The organism is bacterium SCSIO 12741 (assembly GCA_024398055.1).
GTDB lineage: Bacteria > Bacteroidota > Bacteroidia > Flavobacteriales_G > Salibacteraceae > SCSIO-12741.
The window spans coordinates 1,628,542-1,647,067 of record CP073749.1; the positions used below are offsets into that span (position 1 = coordinate 1,628,542).

The following is an 18,526-nucleotide window of genomic DNA, read 5'->3' on the forward strand; positions in this document are numbered from 1 at the left end:
ATGTCAATGGTACGAATTTGTACCGTAATCTCAAAGTCTGAAAATTTCATTGGTGTTGCGCTCCGTTTGCTCTGCAACCACCGATATGTCAACCTCTTTGATATCTGCCAGCTTTTGTGCTACAATAGAAGTATAAGAGGGCTCATTTCTTTTACCTCTGTACGGGTGCGGTGCTAAATAGGGACTATCTGTTTCTAAGACTAAGTGCTCCAGGGAAATATTCTTAACTACCTTATCCAGTCCAGAATTCTTGAAGGTGAGAACCCCACCAATTCCGAGTTTAAAACCACCGTATTCCAAAATATGCTGAGCCTGAGCCTCATTTCCGGTAAAACAATGAAAGATCCCAAAGAGGCGATCATCATTCAATTCATCTACCAAATCAAATATTTCGTCGAAAGCTTCCCTTACATGAATGATAATTGGAAGGCCAAGCTCCTTTGCCCACTCACACTGCACTCGAAACGCCTCCTGCTGCTGGGCAAAAAAAGACTTGTCCCAATACAAATCCAGGCCAATTTCTCCCACTCCAAACCAAGTTATATCACCTAATCGACTTGGGTTAAAAAGGTCATTTTCAATGCGTTTTAGTTCTTCTCTATAATCCTCTTTAACCGAGCAGGGATGCAATCCCATCATCGGAAAAGTAAGGTCCGGGTATTTTTGGTTCATTTGAACCAATCTATCTGTATAGCCGGAATCAATGTTGGGCAAAAAGAATCTTTTAACCCCTTGTTCAACAGCACGTTGAACTACATAATCACGATCCTCATCGAAGGCATCTGTATAAAAATGATTGTGCGTATCTGAAAGGTTCATTTTTGTAGAGATTTTTGAATTGCCTGAAAATCAGCGAACTATCCGATACAGATGAAAAAAGACGGTATCAAATTATTCTTATTTTTGCTTGGTTTTTAAACTTAAATCAAATCAAAGTGCGTAATCCGCTAAAATTTTATCTTCCTCTAACCTGCTTGATCTTTCTTGCTGCATCGTGCACGGATGGAACCAGCACCGACGAAACAAACACCCTTCCTGAGACCACCTTGGACAGTGCGGAGATCAATGCCAGTGCCAAAGATCGTGTGAGATTTCAGCGCGCTAAGATTGTATTTTTTTCCTTGCCTTCCCCTATGGAAACTTCCCGTATTCTGAAAAAATCGGGAGCTATTTATAACAAGGAAAGCCTGAACGAGCCTGGGAACATTAACAACTACCAAACTTCTAAAAGCAAAGCCATCGCGTTGGGTATCTACGTAGCCGATTTGAGTTATGCCAATGCGTTTGGGCAACAGCAAGATTGCTTCGATTATTTTTCTGCTGTTCGCTCTTTGTCGGATGACTTATCACTAAGTGGAGTATTTACCAAAGAGTTTATTGAAAAGGTAGATGAGCATATTAACAGTGAGGACTCCGTGCTCAAGTTTTTGTCTGAATCCTATTGGAAGGCCAATACCGAATTAAAAGAAAATGACCGTGAAAGCCTTGCTGCACTAGTTGCCGCTGGTGGTTGGATAGAAGGGCTTTATATCGCCGTTTCGTTGGTGGGAAGTTCTGACGAAAATTCCATGATCGCCGAGCGAATTGCCGAGCAAAAAGGATCATTAAAACAATTGATCAAATACCTCAAATCATTTAAAGACCCTAAAAACCTGAAGGAAGTACTAAATGATTTGGAAGAGTTGGAGGTATTGTTTGATGAAATTCAAACTACTTCGACACCAGCACAAGATTCTGTAGATGAGAATGGTGTGGCCGTTATTGGCTCAAAAATAAGCCATACCTACCCAGAAGGAGTGCTTCAAAAAATCATCGCTAAAACAACTGACATTCGGAAGAAATATGCCTAAGAACAATTCTATGAAATCGACGCTATATACCCTTTCCATTTTGGCGGTATTCGCCTTTTTCATGAATATGGATGCTTCCGCTCAATGCCGGAGGTTTACCCAAAAAAATTGCTTGCCTGAACTGGCCCCATTCATCAATAATGGCCAGATCAATACAACTTCACTTTTTGAAGGAGATTCTGCAAGCCTCGTGATGACTTTTTATTCTTTGCTTGACTATAGACTTCTCGTGTGCTCTCACCCAGTTTTAGGTGAAAACGTTCACTTTAAAGTGAGAGATATGAGTGGAACTCTATTGTATGATAGTCAGGGAAGCGGAAAAATCTTCTATGACTTTTCCGTGGCATCCACTCAGGATCTCCGCATAGACGTTATCGTCCCTGAGCAAAAAGACAACCTATCAGAGACCACACCCAGTGGGTGCGCCTCCATAGTTTTGGGATTTAGGGAATAACCTGATTGAGTAGTATTTTTCCCGGGGGAATGCATACCTTTGGGTATGCGAACCAACCAAAAGTACCTCATGGCCTTGTCCTGCGTGGACGGCATTGGCCCCGTTAAAGCAAAAGTCCTAATCGAATATTGTGGTAGTGCCGAAGGCGTATTTCACGAATCTTCACGCACCCTCCAAAAAATTCCCGGTATTGGCTCACAGTTAACCCAAGCCATTCATCATTGTGATCTTTTTGATCGAATCGATCGAGAAGTTGAGTGGATGGAACAGTGCGGCATTCGACCTATCGTGTACACCGACCCAGAATTTCCTCAACTTCTTTTGCAATGCCCCGATCATCCATTGGTTTTATATTACTTGGGGAATGAAGATTTAAATAAGCATCAAGTGTTAAGTATCGTTGGCACTCGTAAGATGTCTCGCTATGGCCAAGAGACTTTATCGGCGATCATCTCCGACTTAAAGGATCAAGGACTTTTGGTGGTTTCCGGGTTGGCCTATGGTGTTGATTATTGGGCTCATCGGCAGGCTATTGAAATTGGTTTGCCCACATTGGGTGTGCTGGCCCACGGGCTTGATCGAGTATATCCCCACGAGCACCAAATGATAGCCCAAGAAATGATCAGCCGTGGTGGGCTGATTTCAGAATTTATGAGCGGCACCCGTCCGGATCGTGAAAACTTTCCTCGGCGAAATCGGATTATTGCCGGAATATCATCCGCCACCCTTGTGGTAGAATCTCTTGAAAAGGGTGGAGCCATGATCACAGCCCAATTGGCCTCCCAGTACAACAGAGATGTTTTAGCCATTCCAGGAGGCATCAACGATCCGCTTTCTAAAGGATGCAACAAGCTTATTCGATCTCAAACAGCAGCCTTAATTACCAATGCCCAAGACCTCTTGGACGCCCTTAATTGGGAGGCATTGAAACCCGCCACGAAAAAGCGAAGGATTATTCCTCCTGCATTTGAAAAGTTACATCAGTTGTTCCAGGAAATAAAGGAGCTCAATCTGGTACAAATTCAAGGTCGACTGTGCTTAGGGGAATCAGAAGTAACCCAACTGGTTTTTGACGCTGAAATGAGCGGCTTTATCGTCCCTGTTTCAGGAGATCGCTACCAATTAGGGGGCTAATCTTTGTCTTTGGATTTCCGGTTGATGCTTTCAATGGAGATCTTTTCCTCTGTCTTCAAACTTATCCGGCTTTCAGGCAATGCGAAATCAACTCCTGCTTGCTTAAGGTTTTGATGGATGTTCAAGGATACCTCTGCTTTGGCTCTAAGAAGGTTTTCTGAAAGCCAGTAAAGCACTCTAAACTTTAAGCGATTTTCAACCTGGCCCTGAAACAAAACCAGGGGTTCCGGTTCCCTTAGTACGTTTTCTTGTTTGATTATCGCTTCCTTCACCGAATCAATCACCACTTGTGGATCGGCTGAAGATTCAACATCCAAAAGATGCTCGATACGTCTTTTCTTATCGGATAGGGTTAAGTTAGTGACGTGCTGAGAAATCAATTCAGCATTGGGAATAATAACCTCAGCCCCTGCCCAGGTTCTCATTTTACTGGATCGAATTCCAATTTCTGTGACTTCCCCTTCGAATTCACCTACAACGATGACATCTCCAATCATGATCGGTTTTTCGAAAATGAGAATCATACCAGACACAAAGTTCCCCACGAGATTCTGAAGGCCAAATCCAATACCTACACCCAAAGCACCGGCAACAAAACTTAGCTTCTCCAAATTGAGTCCCGCTGCAGCAACTGCAAGGAAGAACCCAAAAGTTAAAATGGAATAACGGGTCACAATGGCAATCGCCATTGGAACCCCTCTTTTTAACCTCAATCGGGAGAGAATCTCTTCTTCGAGAATGGTTTTTACAATAATGCTCAGGTACCAGCAAATGACCAAGACCAGAACAAAGTCGAACACATTAGACAGGGTAAATTCGACCGATCCAAAAACCCATGTTTCTTCCTTCAGCCCTTTAAAAAAGGCCCCAATATCCTCACTGATACCAAACTGATGTAAAACGACACCAACCCACAGATAAATGGCCACCAATCCATAAGCGCCCAAAATCCAACGATGGATATCAGCGCGACGCTTATTGATTACGTAAGAATAGTTGGCCCAAGTGCTTTGTAGCATGATGGTGAGAATTCCTTGAACAATGCGCTCTGAAACAAACAGTAACACCCCGATCACAAAGGACCTGACCGTTGCCCTTGTGAGGAAATCAGAAAGTGCCACATAGCCAAGGGCATTGGCTACCAAAGCGATCAAAATGTGGAAAGCCGAAATCCATAGGAATAGGGATATCCACCGGTAAGAAGGTTTATTCTTTAAGTATTGTCTAATGCTTTGGCGGTTTTTGAAATAGAAAACGCCCATTCCTACCAGGATAAGCACATTGCTGGTAAAGGTTAACAACCGCTGCACGTATCCATGGCCCACGAGTAAAGTCTCAATCTGAAGCAACAAGAAGGCTGCTGCATACATGTACATCAATGGGTGAATTACCCGATTGACAATTTTGGGAAGGATCACCATCATAACCAACGTAAGCATGAGGGTATTGAATTCGGCCAGAGTACTTGGGAGACCCGGATAGATCCAAAACGTGCAAAACATTGCTATGAACAGCGCCGTGGCAAGGGGACTTTCAATAAAGGTAAGTGTGGTCCTTAGGCTTTCATCTTTAAACACTCGCCAGGATTTGTATCGGGCCTGAACGAAAAAGAAAATAGCAATCAACAGAACCAGTAATAGAATCTGGCCAATGACCGTATTCTTTTTCTTTTTTACAAAACGAACAGCATCTCTGGCTGAGTATTCCCAAATCAAGCGGAACTGACTTTGAACGCCAACGCTGTCTTTTTCTGGGTTCAATATCTCGGTTAAAAGATTGGGCCGGGTTTTCTCGAAAATACGCGATTGCTCCTGCTGGGCGGTAGAAATTACCAGGTCTTGATTTTTGGAAACTTGTTGTTTAATCGCCCCGACCTGGCTCAGGAGATCCATAGCTGAGTTGCCTGTATCACGGAGCGTTCTGATTGTCTTTTTGATTTCTTTGACCAATTCTGCACTACTCTTGATCAAACTCGGGGCGGCCTTTTCATCTCGTAGTTGATCAATGGTCAAATTCCATCGAAACTTTTCCATTTCAAGTTCGGCTCGATACTCATCCAATTGAGCAACAACCTCACTAATATCACCCTCGATACTTCGCAGCTTCTTTTCTTCGCCGTCCCATTTTATTCGGATATCATTCAAGTAATGAACTCCAATTTCATCATTTATCCGGCTATTGGTTTCACGCTCCAAATCCTCCACCCTGGACTGCGCTTTGGACAATTTTTTCTCAAGAGCGTCTACTTTGTGATTCTGAATCAGGTTTTCTGAAATCTGATTCATTCGCGAAAGCGTCTGTTCAGTTTGAACCGTAATGTTGGAAGTTGAAACTGATTCAACGGCCTCTCCCTGAATGGTATCAGTCTTAGTTTCCGCGGCAAGATTTGTCGACCCTACCAGGGAAAAAACCAAGATCAAAAGGAGAATTGGAGAATACCAGATATTACTTAACATGGCAAATTTATAGGTCCACTAAACTAAGCATTGTTGGTTGAAGTGGCCACGGTCCAATTTTGTTACTCCTGCATTTTGTATCTTAGGTGCTATGTCAAAGCGGGAAATCACAAAACACTACGAAAACGAAGATATCCGGATCACCTGGAAACCTTCTACATGCATTCACTCTACTATTTGTTGGAAAGGACTTATCCAGGTCTTCAACCCTAAGGATCGACCTTGGGTTAAATTGGATGGCGCCTCCTCTGAAAGAATTGCCCAGCAAATTGATCAATGCCCTTCCCAAGCCTTATCCTATGAGTGGAAAAAAGCGCCTCAAAATACAGATGCATCAAAACCGGATGTTAAACTCACCACCGCAAAAATTGCTGGAAAAACGCCCGTTGTTCTCGATTTAGAGGCAGGGAAACCCCATGCCTGGTGTGCGTGTGGGTTATCAGAAAATCAGCCTTGGTGTAACGGAGCACATAAAGGAACCTCACACAAACCTTTGGTGTTTAAGGAAGAGAAAACTCAGACACGAGCCTTATGTATGTGTAAAAGGACATCCAGCCCGCCCTTTTGTGATGGATCTCACAACCACCTGGACTAAGTTAGCTCTATAGCAATACTCCATTTTCGGGCTTAACCGCCTCGGGTAGTTCCGTCTCTCCCAGCATCTGTCGAATATTGATTTCGATGGTTCGCGAAATAGCCGTCATTGGGGTATCATTTGGCCGGTTTTCGAAAGGATCTTGCATAAACACAGCAATGGCTTCAATCATAAAGAAGGTAAATCCGATCACCAAGGTGACCAGGGTGGTGAAATAACCCAGGTATTCTAACAAACCAAAAGGGAGAATGGCCACGAAAATGATGATGAAAAAAACCGTGAAAAAGTTGTACTGAGTCGGGAAAACCGTGTTTTTGATTCGCTCACACATTCCCATGGAATCGCACAACCGCGTCAAGGTATTATCCATCGAAACAAATTGATAAGCATCCAACTGATTCCGAGAACGGCACTGCTTCAACTCCATTTCAATAAGCTGGATTATAGCGTTCGGGATATTTTGTTGGCTACTTAGCCAAATCAAATCCTGTTCTGTAAGGAATTGATCCAGGCTCTCCAATACGTCTTGCTTTCTCAACGATTTGCTCAAGGCATAGCACCAGGCCATTTGTAGATAGGCAATGCGTTTGGCTGAATCCTTGGCTGATTGCTCCGGGCTATCCTGAATAAAACCCAAGCTTTTTCGAACCAAGGTTCTGGAATCATTTACCACCGCTCCCCAGATTTTTCGGGCTTCCCACCAACGCTCATACGCTGAATTGGTCCTAAAACCAAGAAACAAGGAAATGGCCGTACCTAAAACCGCCGGGATGGAAATACTAATGGAGAGGTTTGGGTTGTAACTGTACCAAACGGCCACCGTGTGGCAATAAATCAAAATGGCAACAACCCACTTGGACTCAAATAGAATAATTTTCGAAAGGGAAAATCGCTTCTGGATATACATGTTCTCAAAGCTAAATCAATAATTCCTTTCTCCCTATTTTCGTGGCTCACAAAACGGACAATGAGCACCTTTAACGTCTATTTCGGCATCGGGGTCGACCACATCCTTTCGGCTGATGGCTTGGACCATATTCTTTTCATCCTTTTATTGGGTCTGGGGTATTCCCTTCATCAATGGAAGCGTGCCCTTGGTTTGGTTACGGCATTTACCCTTGCTCATAGTTTAACCCTAATGCTGGCCACTTTTCAATGGATCCAGGTTTCCGCAGAGCTGGTTGAGTTTTTGATTCCGGTGACTATTTCCATAACCGCCTTGTTTCAATTGGTGACCAGTTTTAGATCCACGAAAACCTCATGGTCATTCCTCACTCAATATGCCTTGGTAGCCTCTTTTGGTTTACTTCACGGAATGGGGTTTTCCAATTTGCTTGCCAGTCTTCTCAACGATAGTGGCGACCTCGTGGTATCACTTTTCGCATTCAACGTGGGCATTGAGGTTGGTCAATTAGTCATTGTTGGGGCCGTATTATTGATTAATTTTCTGGTTCATCGTTTGAAATGGGTCCCCATGGATCGATGGACTGCAATCCTTGCTGGAGGCGTGTTTTTGTTTTCGCTGTCCTACTATTTTTAAAGTCTTAAGCCAGAATTCTTAACCTGAAGGGCTTGGGCAGAATTATTATATTTACTGCTGGTATGAAAAACTGTTTACTTCTAATCGCTTTACTACTGTTTTCGGGCTTGTCATTTGGTCAGCAATATGTCCAAACCGGTATGGTTCACACTGAAATTCAAGCCGCTACACAGAATGGGGTTCCCATTAACGGAAGCTCAAAAGACATGAAAATTGAATATCCACCCAGCCAGGATTTAATGGTTCTTTATTTAGACCCCATGACCCTGCAAACGGATAATATCGAGTTTAATGAGCAGCTTCAGAATTCTTTTCTGGGTAACATTGAGATCGTTTTAGAGGTGGATGTGAATCAATTTGAGTACCACAGCCATGCGGATGAGAACATTACTGTATCCGGAGAGGCGACGATTAATAACAACACCAGCGAGATTATTGTTGTTTTGACCGTTTCCAATAAGAAAACCAACAACCAAAACATGTATCAAATTTCCGGCTCAGGAGCCTTTAATATCCTTGATTATGGGCTGGAAGAAATATTTCCGAACCTCGACCCTATTGTGAAGTTTCAGTTTTCACAATCTTTGCAGGCTAATTTTCGCTAAAATGAATCTATTCGGATAGTTTATCCGAAAGCTACAAACCGTATTTGATGAATTATTTCTCTTCTCTTTTGATCGCCACTTTTCTTTTTTTGGGATTTGCTTCAACTGTGCAAGCTCAAGAAAAAGAGGTAGATTTTTCCGTTCGGGCAAGTGGTCACTATCAACTTTTTTCCTTTTCTGGAGCCAGAACAAATTCTTCAGTTTGGGGAGGTGTTTTGGAAAAAAGAATAAGCTACGAATCCACTATTGGGCTCAACATTAACTATGCTACCAGAACCGAGGACTCTGAAACGCAGCGCAGAAATATTCCTCAATACCAAAACGTATTTAACGTAGGTATTATGGCAAGAAGGTATTTTGATATTGCCTTCAGCGGTCCCTACGCTGGAATTGGGTTGGGCATGGGGTTCCCTTCTGAAACGGGTGTTGCACCAGAAATTGGTGGCCATTTTGGATACCAAGTAGTGAAGAAAAACCTGGCGATTGATTTCAATATTCAAACAGGGTTTGGAAGCTACCGCTATTCTGAAAATCGCTACGATAATTTCGGAACTTATCAGGGTAATGTTTATTACCGCGACTATGGTTTCTTTTTCCGCCCAGGGATCAGTATCGGTATTGCCCGATAGGAATCAGTAGTCATTGATTTTCATGGGTTACCCAACCCCTCAATAATTATTTTGTGTTATTCAGTAAGAAGGTAAACTAACTACTGAATTAATTTGCTTTTTTAGGCAATACGAAAAAGGAGTCCGAAATTACAATTAGGATTACTCTGTGAAAAGGATCATGAAAGAGGTGATGGACAAAATACCGACAATTAAAATCTTGATTTTAAGCCTGTTTATGCTTGCTGGCCACCAAGGTTTCTCCGCTGTTTGCAACATTAGCGGCTGGGTAAAACAGTCTGGTCAGATCAAAATCAACCATGCTGTATACTTTACAGGACAAAACGTGGATACGGTAGTATACACTGACAATGCCGGAAATTACTCGCTTACCTTCCAAGCTTATAATGACTTTGAGTCCTTCGATGTTTATACCATCGACTGTATTAGAGACACGGTAACCCGGAGTTTCGAATACCAGAATGGAATCACTAATTATACCAAGAATTTTGATCTGTGCCCTTCTGGAAACCGGGTTTATATCAGTGGAACCGTTTTGAATAATGGAAGTCCAGCTGAAGGCGTTGTGGTCAGTTTCTATGTCAACCAGACTTATAAACTTATTGGAAACGCCATTACGGCCAAGGATGGAACCTACAGCCAAACGTTTAATACAGGAATTCATAAATCCGGTGTCATTTTCTCCAAATTGACTGATTGCTACGGCTCAATTGTCATGCAAAACTGGCTTTTTGAAACCCGCGATAGTATTCAAATCGATTACGAGAGTTGCCGAACAGATCCCTTTCCTTTTATTGGAGGTAGAATCTTAAACGACGGCTTACCTGTTTATGCCAACGAAGTGGATGTGCACCTATTCCGTTACCAGGCTTCTACCCAAAGTTTGGTTTGGGAAGCCTCCCAGCCTGTTGGTCATGGTGGAAGCTATTTGTTTTCGATTCGCGAATCAGGAAGCTTTCTGGTGAAAGCCATACCCGCTTCCGCTCAACACCGGTTACTGCCTGAATACTATGGTGATGTCAATTATTGGGATGAAGCTCAGATCATCAAGATCAATGGTAATCCTGAGCCTGAATTAGATATTCATTTGGATGAGTTCCACCCTTTAAATGGAACCAGCAGCATTCGTGGTGTCATTAACTACTACCCTATCCAACAATCGGGATCTCCGATGAGTGAAGTTCCGGTTTTGCTTCTCAACAGCATGAAAGAGCCTATGGCCTTCTCCAAAAGCAATAGTGATGGTCAATTTGAGTTTGATGGCCTCACTTCTGGTCAGTACTATTTGGTGTATGATCAAGTGGGTATTCCTTATCATCCATATCCCGTTTACATCGCTAAATCAGGAATGCACTTGACTGGTGTGGAAATGGTTGTAACTCCTTTGGGTAGTGGCCTATCGGGAGCTCTAAGCACTGAAGCTGAGGAACAAAAAGAATTTAACATTAGGGTTTATCCAAACCCTACCCAGGGTAAATTACGTGTATTATTACAGGGAGCCGGCACTGTGGAAGGCGAATTGGTTGCCATGAACGGACAAGTGAAGATGATTGTTGATTCTTTCACTGGAGTTCAAATGGAGCTGGATTTAACTACCCTGGAAAATGGAATTTACTTCCTGAAACTTAGAAACGAAAGCAACGAAGAGAGCATATTCAAGGTTATTAAAAATTAATACTGGCTTGTAGCCCAATGACAATAAGTCCCAAAATATTAAAAGCTGCTGCACGAGGCGATCGACGCGCTCAGAAGAAGCTTTATGAGCTCAGCTTTGACATGCTGATGGGGATTTGTATGCGCTACAAGACTAACCAGGAAGACGGAGTTGCCATCCTAAACGATGCCTACCTCAAAATCCTGAATAACCTCGAAAACCTCAACCCCAAGATTCCTTACGAAGCCTGGGCCAAAAGAATTACCATCAATTGCTGCATTAATGATTACCGCAAACAAAAGCATTCTCCGGAATACATCTACATGGAGAAAGAAGCGATGCTGGATCATTTTGTACGGGTGGAAGATGACGATTGGGAAGAATCTCAATTGGTCTCTGTAGAAAAGTTGAAGGAGTTACTCAATGAACTTCCTGACAGTTCGCAGGAAGTATTCCAGCTTTACGTACTCGAAGGTTACAACCACCGGGAGATTGCTGAAATTTTGGGAATTTCTGAAGGAACATCAAAGTGGCACCTAAACAATGCCCGTAAAATATTAAGAAGACTGTTAAAGGATAACCTAAACATAAACCGAAGAGTGGCCTTATGAGCGACCGCAATATAGATAACGCGTATAAGAAGGCTTTTCCCAAGCAGGAATATAGCTACAAGCCTGAGTACTGGGCGCAAATGGAAGCTTCCATGGGCCCGGCTGCACCTCGAGTACCCTCTTGGTGGTGGAAGGCTGCCTCTGCTGTATTGGCAGTGGCAACTACGGCCTCCGTTTGGTTCTGGAACTCAAACGAACAAGGTCCCGTATTGGCTGATAAGAACCAGACTCAAGTTGAGTCTACCTCGGTTCAAAACGCCAATAATTCTTCCAACGAAGAATTGAATTCTAAATCTGTTGCCTCGGCACCGGCTGCGGCAACGCTATCAGAAGGTAAAACTTCATTATCCTCGGGTATTGAAAGTACTTCAGCTCAAGCAGAATCGGCATCCATGGATCAGGTTGAGCAGACGTCAGAAGCCCGATCAGAGGGTAGTCATTCTATTCAACCGGATAAGGCGTCCAAGGCATCGAGCCTTTTCTCGAAAGAGAAACAATCGAAATCGGTGCAAAAAGCAGCTATTCAGCAGGCTGGATTTGCTTTATCTTCTCCAAAGAAAAGTAATCAGCAGCAAGCCGTACTTGGCGCTGGAAGCTCCTCTCTTGCCCAGGCCGAACGTTTCTCATCCACTTCTGAAAGCGAAAGCGCTATTGCGAATGTTGAGGTTAATGAAACTGTAGCCAATGACAATGCTCTTCCAAGAATGCCATTTAGAGATGCAACTCTATTTGCCGAGGGAGCGATTTTAAGCCCTGATTTAAGCACTTCACAGTCATCGGCGTCTAACATTGCCAGAAACCCCTTCAAGATGCCTAAACTGCACTTCTATTTTGGTGCAAGCGCTGGGTATTCTATGTTGAACAACGACAACAATCTTTTGATTACCCCATCTGGTAATTATAGAGATCTGACCATGGACATGTATCGGAACCAATCGATGGAAGTTGGAGTTGATTTTGGTGTGAAGTACCGCAACTTCTTGGTTCAATCTGGGTTGAAATATTCAAACTTAAGTCAGGCCTATGAAATGAACTTCATTGCCTTGTCTGAACAAGTTGATATGGATATCAGCGAGCGTCGAGTGATTAAAGAGACTTTGCCAAGCCCAAATTCAAAGCTTATCATTGTTCCTGGTCCTGATAATACGTTTGATTACCGCATTGACACGGTTTATGATACGGCTTGGGCTATCCATGTTGATACCAATTACTTCAGCGCTGTAGTAGCCGAAAATCAAATGTATCGCTCCTCCTATACCATTGACTATGCTCAGATCCCTCTATACATTGGATATGAGCTGCCTTTGAAGGACTTTTACCTTCATTTGAGTACAGGAATGGATATGGCGGTATTGGTGAGCGCTACGGGAACCGTATACGATCCAGAAACCCAAAGCGTCATTGCTCAACTGGACAAATCTGAATTGAACCCAGTCCTTTGGAAGTATCGCTTGAATTTGGGAATTGGGTATAACGTGAATGATCGTGTGAGCCTTTATTTGAATCCTTCCTATTCTCGTAGCTTAAACACGGCTTACAAAGAGGATCATTCCTACTCTGGACAATTCTCAGGTTACGGCCTGAATGCTGGTCTTCGTTACCAGTTTTAAGAACTTCTCCAATATTCGAAAAGAACTTTACCTCTTAACTGGAGGGGTATAAAAAAATTTGGCGCCTCCAAGTTTCTCGGATAAGCGCCAAATCTTTATTCGTTTCCCGACTATCCGGGAGAAATTTTCTATTCTTAGAGATTAAATTGAATCCCTTGAGCCAGTGGAATATCACTGGTATAGTTAATCGTGTTTGTTTGTCTACGCATGTAGGCTTTCCAAGAATCAGATCCTGATTCACGACCTCCACCGGTTTCTTTTTCACCACCAAAGGCTCCACCGATTTCAGCACCCGAAGTACCAATATTTACGTTAGCAATACCACAGTCAGAACCTCCTTGGGAAAGGAAACGCTCCGCTTCTCTCATGTTCGTAGTCATGATGGAAGAAGACAATCCTTGTTTAACTCCGTTTTGGATAGCAATAGCTTCGTTCAAATCACTGTACTTAATCAAGTATAGGATTGGAGCAAACGTTTCTGCCTGAACAATGTCCATGCTATTTTCTGCTTCAACGATGGCTGGCTTTACATAGCATCCGCCTTCGTAACCTTCACCGGACAATACACCACCTTCAACAGCCAAAGTACCTCCTTGACTCACGGCAGCTTCCAAAGCAGCTGAGTAAGCTTTAACCGCATCTTGATCAATCAATGGACCAACATGGTTTGTTTCATCCAATGGGTTTCCAATTTTCAGCTGACCATAGGCGTGAACCAAACTGTCTTTTACCTTATTGTAAATGCTATCGTGAATGATTAATCGACGGGTAGAGGTGCATCGCTGACCACAAGTTCCAACGGCGCCAAATACAGTACCCGTAATCGCCAAATTCAAATCAGCATCTGGGGTAATGATAATTGCGTTGTTTCCTCCTAACTCGAGCAAAGAACGACCTAAGCGCTGAGCAACGGCTGCTCCAACTTCTTTACCCATGCGGGTAGATCCAGTAGCCGAAACCAAAGGAACGCGAGTATCAGCAGTCATCCATTCTCCCACTTCACGATCTCCGTTGATCAAGCAGCTAATTCCTTCCGGAAGGTTGTTTTCAGCCAATACTTCTGCAATAATCTTTTGGCAAGCCACACCACACATTGGTGCTTTTTCAGACGGCTTCCAAACCAAAACATCACCACAAACCCAGGCAATAGCACTGTTCCAGCACCATACGGCTACCGGAAAGTTGAATGCTGAAATGGTTCCCACAATTCCAAGTGGATGCCACTGCTCATACATACGGTGACCTGGACGCTCAGAGTGCATAGAAAGTCCATACAACTGGCGAGAAAGACCTACAGCAAAATCGCAGATGTCGATCATCTCCTGAACTTCACCCAATCCTTCCTGGTAAGACTTACCCATTTCATAGGTAACCAGCTTTCCAAGTGGTTCTTTATACTGACGTAGTTTTTCTCCAAATTGACGAACGATCTCACCTCTTTTAGGTGCGGGCATAGAGCTCCAAATTTTGAACGCCTCTGACGCCTTTTCTATCGTTGCTTCATACTGCTCACGGGTAGTTGTGCTTACCTCACCGATTTTCTCTCCGTTGATTGGAGAAAAAGACGTTAGGTATGATCCACTATCCATCCAATTTTCGCCAGTAGAAGTTCCACCATTTTTGTCTCCTAAGCCTAACTGGCCGAGTACTTCTTTTATCTCGTTTTGATCCATGATTTAGCGTTTGAGCCGCAAAGGTACTATCGTAAAATAACGTGGCAAGAATTATTCGCCTTCAGTTTTGTCTGAAGGGTTACCTTCCTTTTCACCGGCTTTGAGCATGCGGCTGGTTGCCTTGAGAATTCCTGGTAATTTTTCTTCTTTCTCCCGGGTAATGAGAGCGAGTGTCATAATACCACTGCTCAGCAAAATGACGTAAAGTAATACCCCATTATCGAATAGAGGAATGCCAAAGGATTCTGGAATGGCAAAAAACAGAAGAATGGTAATCAGACCACGGGGCGAAACGAACAAAGACGGAATCATAAATTGCTTGGCGACCGAAGCAAAGAAGACATATCGAACGATGAATATGACTCCTAAAAAGACCAGGGAAATGATCAAAATTTCCAGGTTAACCAGTGACGCCAATGTAATGCTCATCCCAAATACGATGAAGAAAAAGGTTCTAACAACAAAGGCTGTTTCCAAGGTGATAATCTTGAAATACTTTAGGGTTTGAATCACCCTTCGGTGATCCACGTATTTGTCCAGCCCACGTACAAAAAACAGCTTGTGGTTATTTATCATAAGACCAAAGAACAAGATGATGAGCAGCGACGAAATATGCAACATCTTGCCAATGGAGTAGAGCATTAACAAAACGGCGATCAACAAAAAGAGCTTAACCTGGGAGGTGATGTTCTGAAAAATAATCGTTAGAACGTAGGCTGAAATGATCGAAATGGCAATCGTAAGAATCAGGTTCCCGGTAATGTCCAAAAACAGGTTCGTTCCTGGAGGTGCCTCAAACCCTTCGAGAACAAAGTAGAAAACCATAATCCCAAGAATGTCGGAGAAGGTAGACTCATAGATTAGAAACTCTTTGATCTCTTCTCTACAATTGCTCACACTTGGAATCACGATGGCACTGCTTACGATGGCCAAGGGAATCGAAAACAAAATGGCACTCCGTGTTTCGGCCAAAAAGAAGAGTTTGAACAACAGGGTAAACAAGAAGCTCGTTGCCGCCAAACAGAGTAGGGCAACGAGAAACGATTTCCAGATAATCGGCCATTTTTCCTTGGTAAGCTCCAGGTCCAGAGCGGCTTCGAGCACAATCATGACTAGACCTACAATTCCTAAAATCTCGAGAATGGGAATCCAGTTGGTATCAATAAATGGGAGCTCAAAATACTTGATCAACAAGGTTATTCCCATCCCGGTTACAATGAGTAAAAGAACCGATGGAATGTTTGTTTGCTTGGCAATAAGCCCATAGACATAGGACAGGATAACCAGCGCGCTGAGGACAATAATGAGAATATAGGGACTTGTTCCTGCCATTCATCAATTTGATTTAGCTGCCGTCATTACGGGTAGCTTGCCCACCAATTGTTGAGCTAAGGATGGAAAATAATCCTGAATAATTTCTTTCTGCCCATTTACAGTGGAAGAGAAGTACGTTTTTACTACTCCCGCATAAACTTCCTGATCATGGGTGAAAATAGAATAGTGTACGGTTATCTGACGTTGGTACTCATCACCCTCAAACGCCCGATAATCCAAACCGGCCTGAGGTTCAATATCGATTTGATTGATGATAAGATAAAGTACTGAAGAATACTTATCCTCCAGGTAGTCAAACAGAGCGGTGTCACGAACAGAGCATGCCATAAACCTGGGCTTTCCATCGGGATTGGAGCGAATCTGTCCCTGCTGCATATAAGTTCCATTCTTACCCGGATCTTCTTCTACTTTTTTCTTTTTGTTCAGTTTGAGTTTGATCTTTTTGTCATCCTCTTTTCCCTGATCTGGCAGCTCCCGATACTCGTCCTTAAGAGAGCGATAGATAAAATGGAGGTCTTCCTGCGTTTCTTCATCTGCAGCAATCATCCGAACTACCTGATAGTTTGCATTAGACTCCAGGTAAATCAGATTGTCGAGTCCTCTTCGGAAATTCGTTACAATTTGATCGTAACTTGTTCCATCGTTACGCCCAATACTGGAGGTGATGGATGATTTATACATCATGGGTTTAAAAGGAACCACCATCAATTTGGGTTGATCACCAAAAGTCCAAAGAGTATCGTTGACCAATCGACCGTGATCGTTTTCAAGAATATGCATGGTTTCATCCTGAGCCTGAACAGCACCCAGGGCCCAAATAAAAGAGCCTATCAGCAGGAGTTTCTTCATCCCGAAAAGTTATGGCTTAAAATTACAGCGACTCAAAGCCCTGTAGGCCGCCCCAAAAGATAATTTTCAACAGTTGATCCCGGATAAGGATTACTTGAACATCCGGAAGATATCATTCCCGTTAGCAAACAGGAACAAGGCAAGAATGATGAACAAGCCAAAAATCTGCGCATATTCCATGAACTTATCACCCGGCTTACGACCTGTAATGATCTCCCAAAGGGTGAACATAACGTGGCCGCCGTCGAGGGCAGGAATAGGTAGCAAATTAAGCACGGCCAGCATCACTGAAAGAAAGGCAGTCATGGTCCAGAATACCTGCCACTCCCATTCTGGTGGATACAAATCCCAAATGGCTTTAAATCCACCCACACCTTTGTAGGCTCCCGTGCTTGGGGTAAAAATCATTTTTAGCTGACTCAGGTAAGAGCCCACTTGTTCTACTCCTTTGTTGATACCAGCAGGGATAGATTCAAAGAATCCGTATTCCTGGGTTTCGAATTGGTAAATGCCGAGTCTTTCCAAATCATCCGTTGATGGAGGATAGAGCATTACCCCGATTTGACCGGCATCATTCAGCTTTACTGGAATTTCCAAAGCTTCTCCGTCGCGCATCACGTTAAGGGTAACTTCCTGACCCGCAAATTGCTTGAGGTGATCTGCATATTGATCCCACCAGGGCAAATCCACACCATTTACTCCAGTGATCAAGTCTTTGAGCTGAATGCCGGAATTGACGTTATGCGAACTATCCGGAATTCCACCAATAATGAAAGGAACCCGATAAAAAATGACCGCTTTGGTTGGGTTATCGATGAGCTTTCCAATAAAGTCCTGTGGAATCTCCATGGTTTCTTGTTGGCCATTTTCATGACGAACTTGCATCTCACCGCCCAAGATCATGTTGGGTAGAATGTCTGTAAATCGATCTATTTTCTGATCGTTAATTTGAAGTATGTGATCACCACTTCTCAGCCCAAGGTCGTAAGCCAGGGAATCTCTTACCCAAACTCCACCCGTTAGGTTTTCATTGGGAATGTATTTTTCTCCCCAGGTGAAAAGAATTCCTGCGTAAATGGCCATGGCCAATATGAGGTTGACAAAAACTCCACCCAGCATAATGATCAATCGCTGCCAAGCGGGTTTTGTTCTAAACTCCCAGGGTTCGGGCTCTTTATCCATTTGATCGGTATCCATCGACTCATCGATCATACCAGCGATCTTGACATAGCCACCGAGCGGAATCCAGCCCATTCCGTAAACGGTTTCACCAATCCGGAACTTAAACAGGGCAAACTTGTAGTCAAAAAAGAGGAAGAATTTTTCAACCCGGGTTTTAAACAGTTTCGCGGGAATAAAGTGACCCAGCTCATGGAGAATGATCAGCAGGGATAGCCCCAAAATGAGCTGAGCGGTTTTTATGATAAACTCTTCCATAGTTATCTTCGAAAAATGAATGGCAAATTTGAGAAAATCCGTGGTTTATCGGTCATAAGAATTTCTTATTCCCCGGATTGGAACAAAAAAAGCG

Annotated in this window: 17 protein-coding genes; 10 read left to right on the top strand and 7 right to left on the bottom strand. The window is 43.3% G+C overall.

Going from position 1 to position 18,526, the window contains the following annotated elements; translation table 11 throughout:
* Positions 1-30: 30 nt before the first annotated feature.
* A complete protein-coding gene (locus KFE98_06960) occupies positions 31-819 on the bottom strand; it encodes a TatD family hydrolase (protein ID UTW63870.1) in 789 nt (262 codons plus the stop codon).
* A gap of 116 nt (positions 820-935) precedes the next feature.
* On the opposite strand from KFE98_06960, the gene KFE98_06965 reads away from it, so the two are divergent.
* The 3 genes from KFE98_06965 to dprA are packed head-to-tail and all read left to right on the top strand — an operon-like array spanning position 936 to position 3,438.
* Entirely contained in the window at positions 936-1,850 is a 915-nt protein-coding gene (locus KFE98_06965; GenBank protein ID UTW63871.1) for a hypothetical protein, read from the top strand.
* 10 nt (positions 1,851-1,860) lie between these two features.
* Complete coding sequence (locus tag KFE98_06970; protein ID UTW63872.1) at positions 1,861-2,304, top strand: hypothetical protein; 444 nt, start codon at positions 1,861-1,863, stop codon at positions 2,302-2,304.
* Positions 2,305-2,349: 45 nt separating this feature from the next.
* Positions 2,350-3,438, top strand: coding sequence for a DNA-processing protein DprA (gene dprA, locus KFE98_06975; protein UTW63873.1), 1,089 nt, complete (start codon positions 2,350-2,352; stop codon positions 3,436-3,438).
* Here the strand turns inward: dprA and KFE98_06980 are convergent.
* Positions 3,435-5,894: a mechanosensitive ion channel gene (locus KFE98_06980; GenBank protein ID UTW63874.1), complete on the bottom strand. Its 2,460-nt coding sequence runs from the start codon at positions 5,892-5,894 to the stop codon at positions 3,435-3,437. The genes dprA and KFE98_06980 overlap by 4 nt on opposite strands.
* Before the next feature lie 91 nt (positions 5,895-5,985).
* Here KFE98_06980 and KFE98_06985 point away from each other — a divergent pair, with 91 nt between their 5' ends.
* Positions 5,986-6,489 (top strand): (4Fe-4S)-binding protein, encoded by a 504-nt coding sequence (locus KFE98_06985; GenBank protein UTW63875.1) that lies wholly within the window; start codon positions 5,986-5,988, stop codon positions 6,487-6,489.
* A 7-nt stretch (positions 6,490-6,496) separates the two neighbouring features.
* On the opposite strand, the gene KFE98_06990 is transcribed toward KFE98_06985, so the two are convergent.
* Complete coding sequence (locus KFE98_06990; protein UTW63876.1) at positions 6,497-7,396, bottom strand: hypothetical protein; 900 nt, start codon at positions 7,394-7,396, stop codon at positions 6,497-6,499.
* Between the two features lie 60 nt (positions 7,397-7,456).
* Here KFE98_06990 and KFE98_06995 point away from each other — a divergent pair, with 60 nt between their 5' ends.
* From KFE98_06995 to KFE98_07020, 6 genes are all read left to right on the top strand, one after another.
* A complete protein-coding gene (locus tag KFE98_06995) occupies positions 7,457-8,029 on the top strand; it encodes a HupE/UreJ family protein (GenBank protein UTW63877.1) in 573 nt (190 codons plus the stop codon).
* A gap of 62 nt (positions 8,030-8,091) precedes the next feature.
* A complete protein-coding gene (locus tag KFE98_07000; protein UTW63878.1) occupies positions 8,092-8,634 on the top strand; it encodes a hypothetical protein in 543 nt (180 codons plus the stop codon).
* A gap of 47 nt (positions 8,635-8,681) precedes the next feature.
* Positions 8,682-9,263: a hypothetical protein gene (locus KFE98_07005; GenBank protein ID UTW63879.1), complete on the top strand. Its 582-nt coding sequence runs from the start codon at positions 8,682-8,684 to the stop codon at positions 9,261-9,263.
* A gap of 148 nt (positions 9,264-9,411) precedes the next feature.
* Complete coding sequence (locus tag KFE98_07010; protein ID UTW63880.1) at positions 9,412-10,938, top strand: T9SS type A sorting domain-containing protein; 1,527 nt, start codon at positions 9,412-9,414, stop codon at positions 10,936-10,938.
* 17 nt (positions 10,939-10,955) lie between these two features.
* Complete coding sequence (locus tag KFE98_07015) at positions 10,956-11,528, top strand: RNA polymerase sigma factor (GenBank protein UTW63881.1); 573 nt, start codon at positions 10,956-10,958, stop codon at positions 11,526-11,528.
* On the top strand, positions 11,525-13,138 hold the full coding sequence (locus tag KFE98_07020) for an outer membrane beta-barrel protein (protein UTW63882.1): 1,614 nt from the start codon (positions 11,525-11,527) through the stop codon (positions 13,136-13,138). The genes KFE98_07015 and KFE98_07020 overlap by 4 nt, the downstream gene beginning before the upstream one ends.
* A gap of 134 nt (positions 13,139-13,272) precedes the next feature.
* Here KFE98_07020 and KFE98_07025 read toward each other — a convergent pair whose 3' ends face one another.
* The 4 genes from KFE98_07025 to rseP form a co-directional block, all read right to left on the bottom strand.
* Positions 13,273-14,811 (bottom strand): aldehyde dehydrogenase family protein, encoded by a 1,539-nt coding sequence (locus tag KFE98_07025; protein ID UTW63883.1) that lies wholly within the window; start codon positions 14,809-14,811, stop codon positions 13,273-13,275.
* Positions 14,812-14,862: 51 nt separating this feature from the next.
* The gene (locus KFE98_07030) at positions 14,863-16,143 is read right to left on the bottom strand and encodes a cation:proton antiporter (protein UTW63884.1); all 1,281 of its coding nucleotides are present in this window, start codon (positions 16,141-16,143) and stop codon (positions 14,863-14,865) included.
* A 3-nt stretch (positions 16,144-16,146) separates the two neighbouring features.
* Complete coding sequence (locus KFE98_07035; GenBank protein UTW63885.1) at positions 16,147-16,995, bottom strand: hypothetical protein; 849 nt, start codon at positions 16,993-16,995, stop codon at positions 16,147-16,149.
* A gap of 90 nt (positions 16,996-17,085) precedes the next feature.
* Positions 17,086-18,432, bottom strand: coding sequence for an RIP metalloprotease RseP (gene rseP, locus KFE98_07040; protein UTW63886.1), 1,347 nt, complete (start codon positions 18,430-18,432; stop codon positions 17,086-17,088).
* Positions 18,433-18,526: the final 94 nt, after the last annotated feature.

Bases quoted from the DNA above. Each gene is read 5' to 3' on its own strand.
- KFE98_06960 (UTW63870.1), bottom strand. From the start codon at position 819: ATGAACCTTTCAGATACGCACAATCATTTTTATACAGATGCCTTCGAT.
- KFE98_06970 (UTW63872.1), top strand. From the start codon at position 1,861: ATGAAATCGACGCTATATACCCTTTCCATTTTGGCGGTATTCGCCTTT.
- dprA (UTW63873.1), top strand. From the start codon at position 2,350: ATGCGAACCAACCAAAAGTACCTCATGGCCTTGTCCTGCGTGGACGGC.
- KFE98_06980 (UTW63874.1), bottom strand. From the start codon at position 5,894: ATGTTAAGTAATATCTGGTATTCTCCAATTCTCCTTTTGATCTTGGTT.
- KFE98_06985 (UTW63875.1), top strand. From the start codon at position 5,986: ATGTCAAAGCGGGAAATCACAAAACACTACGAAAACGAAGATATCCGG.
- KFE98_06990 (UTW63876.1), bottom strand. From the start codon at position 7,396: ATGTATATCCAGAAGCGATTTTCCCTTTCGAAAATTATTCTATTTGAG.
- KFE98_06995 (UTW63877.1), top strand. From the start codon at position 7,457: ATGAGCACCTTTAACGTCTATTTCGGCATCGGGGTCGACCACATCCTT.
- KFE98_07000 (UTW63878.1), top strand. From the start codon at position 8,092: ATGAAAAACTGTTTACTTCTAATCGCTTTACTACTGTTTTCGGGCTTG.
- KFE98_07005 (UTW63879.1), top strand. From the start codon at position 8,682: ATGAATTATTTCTCTTCTCTTTTGATCGCCACTTTTCTTTTTTTGGGA.
- KFE98_07015 (UTW63881.1), top strand. From the start codon at position 10,956: ATGACAATAAGTCCCAAAATATTAAAAGCTGCTGCACGAGGCGATCGA.
- KFE98_07020 (UTW63882.1), top strand. From the start codon at position 11,525: ATGAGCGACCGCAATATAGATAACGCGTATAAGAAGGCTTTTCCCAAG.
- KFE98_07025 (UTW63883.1), bottom strand. From the start codon at position 14,811: ATGGATCAAAACGAGATAAAAGAAGTACTCGGCCAGTTAGGCTTAGGA.
- KFE98_07030 (UTW63884.1), bottom strand. From the start codon at position 16,143: ATGGCAGGAACAAGTCCCTATATTCTCATTATTGTCCTCAGCGCGCTG.
- KFE98_07035 (UTW63885.1), bottom strand. From the start codon at position 16,995: ATGAAGAAACTCCTGCTGATAGGCTCTTTTATTTGGGCCCTGGGTGCT.
- rseP (UTW63886.1), bottom strand. From the start codon at position 18,432: ATGGAAGAGTTTATCATAAAAACCGCTCAGCTCATTTTGGGGCTATCC.